Annotated in this window: 9 protein-coding genes, 1 tRNA gene and 1 pseudogene; 9 read left to right on the top strand and 2 right to left on the bottom strand. The window is 39.4% G+C overall.

Annotation, left to right across the window (positions count from 1 at the left end):
* Positions 1 to 24: 24 nt before the first annotated feature.
* From FTU62_RS03780 to FTU62_RS03765, 4 genes are all read left to right on the top strand, one after another.
* Positions 25 to 981, top strand: a complete 957-nt coding sequence (locus FTU62_RS03780; RefSeq protein ID WP_180101878.1) for an AAA family ATPase — start codon at positions 25 to 27, stop codon at positions 979 to 981.
* Positions 982 to 993: 12 nt separating this feature from the next.
* Positions 994 to 1,899 (top strand): DUF58 domain-containing protein, encoded by a 906-nt coding sequence (locus FTU62_RS03775; RefSeq protein ID WP_180101877.1) that lies wholly within the window; start codon positions 994 to 996, stop codon positions 1,897 to 1,899.
* 3 nt (positions 1,900 to 1,902) lie between these two features.
* Positions 1,903 to 3,915: a DUF3488 and transglutaminase-like domain-containing protein gene (locus FTU62_RS03770; protein WP_180101876.1), complete on the top strand. Its 2,013-nt coding sequence runs from the start codon at positions 1,903 to 1,905 to the stop codon at positions 3,913 to 3,915.
* A 31-nt stretch (positions 3,916 to 3,946) separates the two neighbouring features.
* Positions 3,947 to 4,023, top strand: a tRNA-Val gene (locus FTU62_RS03765).
* Between the two features lie 86 nt (positions 4,024 to 4,109).
* Here FTU62_RS03765 and FTU62_RS03760 read toward each other — a convergent pair.
* Positions 4,110 to 4,310: pseudogene (locus FTU62_RS03760) on the bottom strand (IS5/IS1182 family transposase); the annotation flags it as partial.
* 124 nt (positions 4,311 to 4,434) lie between these two features.
* Complete coding sequence (locus tag FTU62_RS03755; protein WP_078191820.1) at positions 4,435 to 4,863, bottom strand: OsmC family protein; 429 nt, start codon at positions 4,861 to 4,863, stop codon at positions 4,435 to 4,437.
* 148 nt (positions 4,864 to 5,011) lie between these two features.
* On the opposite strand from FTU62_RS03755, the gene crp reads away from it, so the two are divergent.
* The 5 genes from crp to FTU62_RS03730 all read left to right on the top strand — a co-directional run bounded on the left by crp (position 5,012) and on the right by FTU62_RS03730 (position 12,514).
* Positions 5,012 to 5,722, top strand: coding sequence for a cAMP-activated global transcriptional regulator CRP (gene crp / locus FTU62_RS03750; RefSeq protein WP_078191819.1), 711 nt, complete (start codon positions 5,012 to 5,014; stop codon positions 5,720 to 5,722).
* Between the two features lie 203 nt (positions 5,723 to 5,925).
* Positions 5,926 to 6,975, top strand: coding sequence for an NADP(H)-dependent aldo-keto reductase (locus tag FTU62_RS03745; protein ID WP_180101875.1), 1,050 nt, complete (start codon positions 5,926 to 5,928; stop codon positions 6,973 to 6,975).
* Between the two features lie 347 nt (positions 6,976 to 7,322).
* Positions 7,323 to 9,902, top strand: coding sequence for an ATP-dependent chaperone ClpB (gene clpB, locus FTU62_RS03740; protein ID WP_180035308.1), 2,580 nt, complete (start codon positions 7,323 to 7,325; stop codon positions 9,900 to 9,902).
* A gap of 225 nt (positions 9,903 to 10,127) precedes the next feature.
* Positions 10,128 to 10,964 carry a hypothetical protein gene (locus FTU62_RS03735; RefSeq protein WP_306670170.1) on the top strand — a complete coding sequence of 279 codons (837 nt, stop codon included), beginning with the start codon at positions 10,128 to 10,130 and terminating at the stop codon, positions 10,962 to 10,964.
* Positions 10,964 to 12,514 (top strand): GH3 auxin-responsive promoter family protein, encoded by a 1,551-nt coding sequence (locus FTU62_RS03730; RefSeq protein WP_180007877.1) that lies wholly within the window; start codon positions 10,964 to 10,966, stop codon positions 12,512 to 12,514. The genes FTU62_RS03735 and FTU62_RS03730 overlap by 1 nt, the downstream gene beginning before the upstream one ends.

Here is a 12,514-nt window from a genome sequence, read left to right as displayed (position 1 = left end):
AACTTTTTTATTGGGGAATAAAAGGTGTTTTGGGGATCAGAGAAAAGCCAACAAAATAATACATCAACGCTTTTAAGTGAGCAGAGCCTTGCGCCTTTTTACCCGAAAATAAATATATTCCTCGAACAAATTAACCAAATTATTTTGGATAAAAATCAGCAAACCAAATTGGCTTTAGCTTGTCTATTGGCAGGCGGGCATGTGCTATTTGAAGACTTACCTGGTTTAGGAAAAACGACATTATCTAGCGCCTTGTCACATTTGGCGGGATTAAAGTTTCAACGGATTCAATTTACCAATGACATGCTGGCCAGCGATGTGATTGGGGTAAATATGTTTAATCAAAAAGAACATCATTTTGAGTTTAAATCTGGGCCGATTTTTACCCAAATTTTATTGGCAGATGAAATCAACCGTTGTAGTCCAAAGACCCAAAGTGCTTTATTGGAAGCGATGGAAGAGGGGTATGTGACGGTTGATGGTGTGCGATATGCTTTGCCTCAACCATTTTGGGTGATTGCGACACAAAACCCTTTATTTCAAAGTGGTACTTATGCCTTACCTGAGTCCCAGTTGGACCGGTTTTTAATGCGTTTGTCTTTAGGTTATCCATCACGTCAGGCAGAGAAATTATTGCTCCAACAAACTTCACGCCATGATCTGATTGCAGCATTAGCACATATCTTTAATGAAGCAGAAATTTTACAACTACAAGGCTTTGTCGAGCAGATACATCTGAGTGATCGTTTAATGGATTACATTTTGGATCTTGCTACTGAAACACGTAAAGGGAGACATGGTCTTTCTACTCGTGGTGTTTTAGCCTTAAAGAAAGCTGCGCAAGCCTATGCGCTGATTGAGCAGCGAAATTATGTGAATCCTGACGATGTGCAAGCGGTGTTTACAGCTGTGGTATCTCATCGAATTGGGTTGTCAGATCTTGAAGCCTTTAAGCTTTTAGAACAAGTTTCAATTCAATAAAGGAGTTGAACCTTGGCTTCGATGTGGCAGCAATGGATTGAACGTCGATTTAAAATCGATCAGCACAAGCAGCTGACTCAAAAAGACGTCTTGATCTTTATCTATCAGCAAGGCTACTTGTATTTGGTGTTAATTTTCATCACCTTTATTGCAGGTGTGAATTATGCCAATAACTTGATTTTAGGATTTTGCTTTTTAATTAGCGCCGTATTGTGTATTAGTTTCTATATTACTTTTAAACAGCTTCATGCGTTGCAGATTCAAATAAATGTTGTTGATACCCCGCAAGTAGGTGAATTACTTTCGGTCGATATTTACTTTAAACAAGATGCTGAACAGGCTAGATATTTGTGGATTAAAACTGAAAATCAGCTACATAAATTATTGTTCAATACGCAACAGCATTGCTTTCAATTAAATTTTATAACCAGCCAACGCGGTGTTTTTCAGATTCCACCCATACAACTTTATAGTGTCTATCCCTTTGGTTTAGTGCGGGCCTGGACGTATTTGTACGTACAGCAACCAGCGTGGGTTGCACCTCAAGCCAGTTGGCATTCCGTTGAAAATAAGCAACAACAGCAAAACTTTGAACCTGATCTTGATGAATTTCGCGAATTACGGAGTTTTCAGACGGGGGATTCACTTCATGCGGTGTCTTGGAAACAAGCAGCACGAGGACAAGGCTTATATGTGAAAGTCTTTGAACAATATGAAGATCTAAAGAAATTGGAGATTCATTATCACTATATGCCAGCTCAAAGTCATGAAGAAAAACTTAGCCTTATGATGGGTTTGGTCGAGCAGGCTGAGCAAAATCACGATCACTATGCACTGTATTTACCTAATGCTGAGTTAGCATCAGGCACTGGAGCACTGCATTTTTCCGAAGCTAAACGGTTATTGGCGCAGGCTTGATTTATGATTGAAAATACCATACGCCGCTCCATACTACTCACTTTAGCTTTGGTGCTCATTGCGCAAATGCTTTATATACCAGTGGTGACATCATTAGTATTTTTAGTCATTTGGCTTATTTTATTACACAATACCCGCGCCAGTAAAAAACCATTTTCTAAAATTTTAACCTATGTGCTGACATTGATAGCTTTATTCAGCATTTACATAAGTCATAAAACCTTTATTGGTGTTGATGCAGGGGTTACAGTACTTAGTACATTTTTATTTGCTAAATCTTTAGAAACAAAAACACGTCGTGATGTAATTATTTTATTTAACTTTGCGATGTTTGTGATTGCCAGTAGTTTTTTGTTTAGCCAGTCTTTTGCCATGGCACTGGTTATTTTATTGGCGTTGTTGAGCTGTTTTATTGGGTTGTACCGTTTACAGACCGTTGGTTTTAGCCAAAACTCAGGCGGTGAAATACAAGCGATTAAACAAGATATTGGGCATGTGGGAAAATTTATTGCATTAGCTGTTCCATTTTTTATATTACTGTTTCTCTTTTTTCCACGCCTACCACCGCTATGGCACATTCCTATTCCTGAAAATAAAGCCACAACAGGAATCAGTGACAGCATGTCTCCGGGCGATATTGCTGAGTTATCACAGTCGAGTAGCTTGGCATTTCGTATAATCGGAGATATTCAAGCCTTGCCACCACGTACAGAGCTATATTGGCGGGCGATGGCTTTAGATGAATATGATGGTTCTAAATGGACCAGTCATTTTTTTAACCAGAACGTTATACAGCTGAATCCAGACGATTTAAAACCCAAGCGGACATTGAATTATCAATATTTGGCTGCCGACCCAACTGTGATGTGGATTATGTCGTTGGAGCAATCCGTTCCCAATGAAGCACGTTTTGCTTTAGGTCAAGATGGTCGAATTACACCCTACCGATTAACAGCACGTACACAGCCGATTCAACTAAAATGGTTAGGAAGTGCAGAGCCGCCACAAATAAAAAATGTATCTTTACTTGAAAAAATAAACACTCGCTATGTTGAACACTTGGATGTTCAATCACAACAATTGGCCCAAACTTTATGGCAGCGAAGTCATCAAAATCCTGAGCGTTATATTGCCGAAGTTTTGCAATGGTATAGACAAAATCGTTTTGCATATACCTTAAGCACAGGTGTATTGGGGCAAAATCGGATAGATGATTTTTTATTTGGATCAAGACAGGGCTTTTGCGAACATTTTGCTTCGAGCTTTGCAATGTTGATGCGCTATGTGGGTGTTCCATCGCGTATTGTTGTGGGATATCAAGGTGGTCAATTAGCACCAGATGGAAAAAGTTGGGAAGTTCGTCAACTTGATGCACATGCGTGGACAGAGGTTTATGTCAATCAACATTGGCGTCGTATTGATCCGACGTCCATGATCGCACCGCAGCGTATCGATGGTGGGATGCAGGATTATATGGAACAAGATCGGACAATTTTTGGGAGACAGCAGTCGACTTGGGCCTATCAACAATTTTCGATGTTGAAAAAAGTCCGTGTATGGAGTGATTATGCGAGTTACCAATGGCAGAGCAAGGTGGTGGGTTATAATGCGGAATCACAGCAACAATGGTTTAAAAAGCTCGGGGTAAATTCTGCTTATGCAGGTGGTTTAATTCTTATATTGAGTATTGGTGGAGTTGTTGCATTATATTTTATATGGATTTTGTGGAAAAAAAGAAAAAGCCTAAGCTCTCTTGAAAGAGAAATTGCCAAGTTTGCTAAGAATTTACCCTTGAGCCAGCAAAAAGTGGCTTCAGAAAGTTTTAGGCATTGGTTACAACGTTTGGCTGAAAATGTACCTGAACAGGAAAGGGCGGCATTTGAACAAGTTATTACGTTATTTGAGCAGGAAATTTATGTAGGTACCGCGCTAAGTTCTCATGATATTCAATATTTTAAGGCTTTGCTTAAAACTTGTACGCAAAGTTTAAAAAAGTCAGAAAAGGGCTTGTCATAAAAAATAAAAATGAATATGATGCTTGAACTTCAGGTGTATAGCTCAGTTGGTTAGAGCGCTACGTTGACATCGTAGAGGTCAGCAGTTCGAGTCTGCTTATACCTACCAAATTCAAAAAGCAGAATCAAAATGATTCTGCTTTTTTTTATCTGAAATTATTAGGGTCTGTTGACATTTACTGTTCATAATTAACCCTATAAAGGTAGCCATAAAAATATACAGGCTAAAGCAACAGAACTTTGATAATTCCTTTTGAGCTTGTCATATCGAGTAGCTATTCCTCTAAATTGCTTTAATCTACAAAACATATTTTCAACTAAATGCCTCATTTTATATAAATACCAGTCCATATGGTCATTGTTCGATTGGCTATTCGTTTTCCTTGGTATATTCGCTACTTCTTTGGCTCATATTTCTGCATTTATGACTATATAGTAGTGCTTCATACAATGTATGCTATAGCGGATTATTTGAAACAAAAAAGCCGCATTCTATGCGGCTCTTAATTGAACAAATAAATTATGCATCTTCAGTTTCTAAAATTTCGAAGTCATGGGTAATTTCTACACCACCATCCATCAGCATTTTACTAGCAGAACAGTATTTTTCAGCAGAAAGTTCAACCGCTTTTGCAACTTGCTTTTCCTTCACGCCATGACCAGTGACTACAAAGTGCAAATGAATTTTAGTGAATACAGCAGGAATAGTGTCGGCACGTTCTGCATTTAATTCACAACGAACATCAGTAATGTCTTGGCGTGCTTTCTTTAAAATCGTCACAATATCGAAAGATGCACAACCACCAAGTCCTGTTAAAATCAGTTCCATTGGGCGCGGACCACGGTTTTCACCGCCATATTCTTGTGATCCATCCATCATAACAGTGTGACCACTTTGAGTTTTTGCTTCAAAAGCAACATTCTCTAGCCAATGAACACTAGTTTGCATTGCAAGTCCCTAAAAAAAGCTATAAATTTACGCAGTACCTGTACACTAACATAAATTGAGTTGATAAGGAATTTCAACTCTTACGTGTGACAAGTTCACTTTAGGTCTTGTGCGATCTATAAATTATCCATATTCGGAAACTGTTAGCATGACTTCAAACTTTTCACAACTTAGCACAGATGCGCTATCTCCGGGGCAGTTACCTGAGTCGGTGAAGGCATTATTAAAACGTGCATATATTAATCGTTACCCAAAACGTACAACAATCATTGATGCGGGCTCAGAATCTAAATCTTTGTATTTAATTCTTAAGGGTTCAGTATCTATCATTTTACGCGAAGATGATGAGCGTGAAATTGTGGTTGCGTACTTAAATGCGGGTGACTTTTTTGGGGAAATGGGTCTATTCGAAGCAAATGCACAGCGTACTGCAGAAGTGCGTACGCGAGATGTATGTGAAATTGCTGAGATTACCTATGAAAACTTTCATGAATTAAGTAAACAATACCCAGACTTAAGTTATGCGGTATTTGCACAGCTTGTACGCCGTCTTAAAAATACGACGCGTAAAGTAACTGACCTTGCGTTTATTGACGTATCAGGTCGAATTGCACGTTGCTTAATTGATTTATCTTCACAACCAGAGGCAATGATTTTGCCGAATGGTCGTCAGATTCGTATTACTCGTCAAGAGATTGGTCGTATCGTGGGTTGTTCCCGTGAAATGGTTGGTCGTGTTCTAAAAACACTTGAAGAGCAAGGCATGATTGAAACTGATGGTAAAGCGATTCTAATTTTTGATGCATCGCTTGAAGAGAAAAGCCAATTGGCTTCTGACGATTTCGACGACGAAGAATAATCAGTCTTCCGAATCTAAAAAAAGCAAACTCAGGGGTTTGCTTTTTTTATGTCCATTCATTTCTCACTATTATAGCGGAAGCAACCTTTCTCACATTTTTTGACAAATAAACAGAAAATTATGATTTAAACAAAGCCGATATCTTATGTAAGCTACTTCGTGACTTATATATTGATATTTAAAATAAAGAGGGAATTTGCGGCATGCAATTTAAACCATTGGCACATACAGGCATATTAGTTCCAGAAATTTGTTTAGGCACCATGACGTTTGGTGAACAAAACACCCAAGCAGAAGCTTTCGAGCAACTGGATTATGCTTTAGAGCGTGGTCTTAACTTTTGGGATACTGCAGAAATGTATCCTGTCCCGCCGAAACCTGAAACCCAAGGTTCGACTGAAACTATTATAGGTAACTGGATTGCAGCTCGCGGTGGCCGCGATAAAATAATCTTAGCTTCAAAAATTGCAGGGCCGTCACAAGGCGGTAGTCATATTCGTGACGGGCAAACTAAATTTATTGCTTCGGAAATTGAGTCTGCACTGGATCATTCTCTTCAGCGCTTACAAACAGATTATCTTGACTTATACCAGTTGCATTGGCCGCAACGTCCAACCAACTTTTTCGGTAAATTGGGTTATGGCAATGCCGAAGCAAACAGTACGCAAACTATTACCAATTTAGAAGAAACATTAGTTGCTTTAAGTCATGAGGTGAAAAAAGGTCGAATTCGCTCAATTGGACTATCTAATGAAACGCCATGGGGAACTTTAAAATTCCTACAACTTGCAGAAAAGCATGGTTTAGAAAAAATTGTCAGTGTGCAAAATCCATATAGTTTGTTGAATCGTACTTATGAAATCGGTTTATCTGAAATTGCACACTACGAAGGCGTGGGCTTATTGGCATATTCACCTTTAGCATTTGGTTATCTAACAGGTAAATTCCGTCATGGTGCACGTCCTGCCAATGCTCGAGTGACACTATTTTCACGCTTTAGCCGCTATTCAAATGCGGAGAGTGAATGGGCAACAGAACAATATGCACAATTGGCTGAACAGCATGGTTTAACGTTGACACAGTTAGCACTTGCATTTATTAAGCAGCAATTCTTTGTCACCAGTACAATTATTGGTGCGACGAATCTAGATCAGTTGAAAGAAAATATTGATGCGTTTGATGTGAATTTATCAGAAGACATTCTAAAAGGGATTGAAGATATTCATCGCCAGCAGCCAAATCCTGCACCTTAAGCTGAACTTTTCAGTGGATTATGTAAAAGCCTGCATGTAAATGTGGGCTTTTTTGACATTTACGTGATTTAAGCTAGTGGAAAATCATTGAATTTTATTGTCAGAAAGTCAGTTGAGTTGACAAGAAAATTGCCTAAAAATACATTTGTATTTAAATAACATAATAAAGTACTAAATTCTTCAATAATTGACTTGAAAAGTATTCAATTTATACCAATATTATAATTGAGATTTATCTTTATCTTAAAATTAACTCATTGAAAAATATTTAAAAAATGTATTTGAAATTTTAAATATGACTCCCATATATGCTTCAAGTACAGAATTTGTTGTGAGGAATAACAAGAATGCGATTCGAAAAATTCACAAACCGTTTGCAGCAAGCATTATCCGATGCCCAATCTTTAGCAATGGGGAAAGACCATACAGCCATTGAAGGAATCCATATTCTTTCGACATTGCTTGAAGAGCCGTCGAACCAAAACTTGTTACAACAGGCAGGTGCTAATCTTCCTGAGTTAAAAACCAAACTTCAGCAAGCCCTACAGGATACCGCCACTATTGCGACGCCTACAGGGGACATCAACCTAAATCCTGAAGCAGTCAAGGCGCTGAATTTAGCCGACAGTTTTGCTCAAAAAGCTGGAGATGAGTTTCTTTCTACAGATTGGGTGATTCTCGGTTTAGCTGAAACGGGTAAAACCAAAACCTTATTAAATAGTGTAGGCGTAACGACAGATAAATTACGCAAAGCGATTGAACAAATACGAGGCGGTGAACAAGTCATGAGTAATAACCACGAAGATCAACGTGATTCACTCAACAAATATACCTTAGACCTCAATGCACGTGCATTAGAAGGTAAGCTAGATCCGGTTATTGGTCGTGACGAAGAGATTCGCCGTACCATTCAGGTATTATCACGTCGTAGCAAAAACAACCCGGTATTGATTGGTGAGCCTGGTGTGGGTAAAACAGCAATCGTTGAGGGCTTAGCACAGCGTATCGTCAATGGCGAAGTTCCTGAAAGTCTGAAAGGTAAACGTGTACTTTCACTTGACTTAGGTTCATTGCTTGCAGGTGCAAAATACCGTGGTGAATTTGAAGAACGTCTTAAAGCAGTTCTAAAAGATTTAGCCAAATATGATGGCGAGATTATTCTTTTCATTGACGAATTACATACGCTTGTTGGCGCAGGTAAAGGCGATGGTGCAATGGATGCTGGTAACATGCTTAAACCTGCATTAGCGCGTGGTGAGCTACGCTGTGTAGGTGCGACAACACTTGATGAATATCGTCAATATATCGAAAAAGATGCGGCTCTAGAACGTCGTTTCCAAAAAGTGATCGTTGATGAACCGAGTGTGGAAGATACCATTGCGATTTTACGTGGTCTAAAAGACAAATATGCAACCCATCATGGTGTGCAAATTTTAGACTCTGCGATCATTGCTGCGGCAAAAATGTCGCATCGTTACATCACAGACCGTCAGTTGCCAGACAAAGCCATTGATTTGATTGATGAAGCTGCATCACGTATCAAAATGGAAATTGACTCAAAACCTGAGCCATTAGACCGTTTAGATCGTCGCCTAATTCAATTGAAAATGCAGTTAGAAGCAGTGAAAAAAGATGCAGATTCAGTCTCTAAAGCTGAAGTTGAGCACCTAGAGAAACAAATTGCTGAAGTTCAAAAAGAATATAGTGATTTGGAAGAAGTGTGGATTGCGGAAAAACGTTTGGTTGACGGCACGAATCAAGCTCAAATCGAGTTAGATAAAGCGCGTACTGCCTTTGAAAAAGCACAACGTGAAGGTGATTTAGCAGAAGCTAGCCGCTTGCAATATGGTGTAATTCCTGAGTTGCAAAAACGCTTGAATGAAGAAGAAGTTGCCGAGGTGAACGAAGAGCCAAAACTGATTCGTACCAAAGTCACTGAAAATGAAATCGCTGAAGTGGTAAGTGCGGCTACAGGTATTCCTGTTGCGAAAATGCTGCAAGGTGAACGTGAAAAACTCTTACACATGGAGGAGTTCTTACATAACCGTGTAGTTGGTCAAGATGAAGCTGTCGTAGCAGTGTCGAATGCGGTGCGTCGTTCTCGTGCAGGATTATCCGATCCAAACCGCCCAAGTGGTTCATTCTTATTCCTTGGGCCTACAGGTGTAGGTAAAACTGAGTTAACCAAAGCTTTAGGTAATTTCTTATTTGACAGTGATGATGCGATTATTCGTATCGACATGTCAGAGTTTATGGAAAAGCATTCGGTGAGCCGTTTAGTAGGTGCGCCTCCGGGCTATGTGGGTTATGAAGAAGGTGGTGTGTTAACCGAGGCTGTTCGTCGTAAACCTTATAGTGTAGTGTTGTTTGATGAGGTTGAAAAAGCACATCCAGATGTCTTTAACATCTTACTTCAAGTGTTGGATGATGGTCGATTAACAGACTCACAAGGCCGTGTGATTGATTTCAAAAACACCGTGATCGTGATGACCTCGAACTTAGGTTCAACCGATGTTCGTGAATTAGGTGAAAACCCGTCGAAAGACGAAGTTCGCGCTGTGGTTATGGCTGCGGTATCTGAACATTTCCGACCTGAATTTGTGAACCGTATTGATGAGTTGGTGGTTTTCCACTCTTTACAAAAAGCGCAAATTCGTGGCATTGCGGATATTCAGTTGGATCGCTTACGTTCACGTTTGGCAGATAAAGATATGAGTTTGGCGGTTGAAGATAGTGCCTTTGAATTACTTATCGATGCTGGTTTTGACCCTGTGTATGGCGCACGTCCTCTGAAACGTGCTATCCAACAACAAGTTGAAAATACATTGGCACAGAAAATCTTATCAGGTGCTTTCCAACCGGGCGATACGATTGTCGTTCAAGCGGAAGGAGATCACCTAACTTTTGAAAAGTTAAAACTCAACTAAAAAGCACAAATCTGCTACATCCAGTTGTAAAAACAGAAACCCGGTTTAGGCCGGGTTTTTTAATTTTACGCTTGTCGTAATTTTCGTTTAAATACGTAAAGTTCATTGCATTTCATCATTTTCACCCACTAATATGACGTCCGCACACATCCAACGAGATGACTGTGTTCTGTAAAACAAAAATAATATCGCTCGTTCATCATGAATGAATGGCAACAGGAAATTATGATTATGATGGAATTTAAACTGCTTAGGCAGATCAAAAAAGAACCTTATAGTTTATATAAACGTACAGATGACATCACTGTTCAAGAACTCAAACGCATGTATGGTATTTACCAAAAGTATTATGCCAATACCCGTTATGAAATTTTTGAACGCGACTTCTTAGAAAAAACCGGTGTTTTTTTCATTATTGAACCGAAAAATAATCAAATTGTCGGATTCTCGACGGTTATGGAGCGTGACTTTATTGTTGATGGTAAAGCCCGACATGCTTTTTTCAGTGGTGATACCATTATTGAGAAAGAGTATTGGGGGAATCGTGCATTAACCCGAGCAATGTTCCGTTATATTATTAGTTTTAAATTTCGTCATCCAAGAACCCCTGTATATTGGATTTTAATCTCTAAAGGCTTTAAAACTTATCTGCTCTTAGCCAATAACTACTACAGCTACTATCCACATTATGGTGAGAAAAATGCCCATCTCAAAGACTTTGTCGAATCGTACTGTAAAGAATATTACTCAGAATACTATAACCATGAAACAGGTCTTCTGAATTTTGGCGAAGACTACCAGCCACTCAAAGCAGATGTTGCGCCAATCACCCATGAGATGCGCGAAAACAATACCAAGATTGCTTTTTTTGAAGATAAGAACCCAACGTGGGTCGATGGAACTGAACTACCGTGCATTGGTGAATTACGTTGGAGCGACTTATACCGTTATGTAAATCGATTCTTAACCAAGACCACCAGTGTGAGTAAACATGAAAGCAAGTTACGTTATAAGTCACGTACATTGCATATTGCGACAGGTTCAGACTCGAAGGTGGCCTAATGGGATTGCTTCTCACTACAGCACATCAAGTTTTGAATATTGCCTGCCGTAAAGCGTTTCAACGCTATACACAGCAGGCAAATCAGCTAGAAAATGTGCAACGTAAAAAATTAAGCCATTTTTTAAAGCAGCACATTTCGCAAAATTTAAGCTATGAGCAATTTGCCAAAAAGTATCCGCTTTCTCGTTATAGCAATTGGAAAAGCCAAATTGAACAATCCAGACAAAGTGGCAAAAATAGTTTGGGGCCTGAAAAAATTGTACGGTTTCAACCGACCAGTGGGTCGAGTGAAGCAATTAAATTCATTCCCTATACTCAGGCTTTTTTAGATGAACTGGATGAGGCTATTGGTTTATGGCTGACTAATTTATATCGGACACACCCACAACTTAAAAATTCAACGCATTATTGGTCGGTTTCATGGTTGCCTGAAAGCCAGCGAAAGCTTTTAGAAAATAGTAATTTAAATGATGACAGTGCGCTGCTTAATCTGTCGAAGCGAGTGTTGAGTAAAATTACTCAATCGGTACCGACTGAAATTGCGATGGCAAATTCAGCCGAAGATGCCATGTTTGCAACCGCGGTGTATCTCGTTGCAGATAAGCATTTAGGCATGATTTCGGTATGGAGTCCTACATTTGCATTGCAATTGCTGGATATTATTCAAGAACATCAAGCTGAAATTGTACAGGTCTTAAAAACTGGACAATGGCAACGTGATGGTTTGAGTTTTCTGCAAGTTCCTAAATCTTGTCAACAATGCTATCGCTTACAAGACTTGGATTTAACCCAAGCAACGGCGTGGAAAAAACTGTGGCCTAAACTCAGTCTGGTTTCGAGTTGGGATACAGCGAGCGCAGAGCAATGGGCAGTACAACTCCAGCAACGAATTGCAGGGGTGGCATTTGAGGGTAAAGGTTTATGGGCAACTGAAGGCGTAGTGACGATTCCATTTGCAAACCGTTTTACCTTAAGTTATCAGTCACATTTTTATGAATTTATTTTGCAAGACAGCCAAAAAGTGGTGCCATCGTGGCAACTGAAAGTAGGTGATATTGTTAGTCCTGTGATCACGACAGGTTCAGGATTAATTCGTTATGTGATTGATGATGAATTAGAAGTCACAGACTTTTATCAGCAAGTGCCATGTTTCGAATTTTTAGGTCGTAAAATGACAGTAGATTTGGTCGGAGAAAAGCTCGACCACAATGCTGCAGTTAAAGTTCTTGCAGAGTTTAAACAAGCGGATTATTTGCCGATTAGTATCTTGGGTATCGAACAATGTTCGGTTAAAAAACCGCACTATATTTTACTCAGTGAAGGCAATGTAGATAAACAACCATCCGCTCAAGCACTAGACCGTTTGCTTAAACATAATTTTCATTATGAATTGGCACGCGATCTAGGGCAGTTGGATGAACCTGAAGTGGTACATGTACAAGATGCTTGGGACTACTACAAAACACTAGCCATGAACAATGGCATGATTGAAGGGAATATTAAGCCTGAGCCGCTTAAGAAAATGAAAACAAAAATAATTGAGTATTGA

The sequence above is a fragment of the Acinetobacter sp. YH12126 genome, from assembly GCF_013418745.1.
GTDB classification, from domain to species: Bacteria; Pseudomonadota; Gammaproteobacteria; order Pseudomonadales; family Moraxellaceae; genus Acinetobacter; species Acinetobacter amyesii.
Note: the sequence above shows the minus strand (reverse complement) of the source record. Positions and strands in the feature narration are given on the sequence as shown.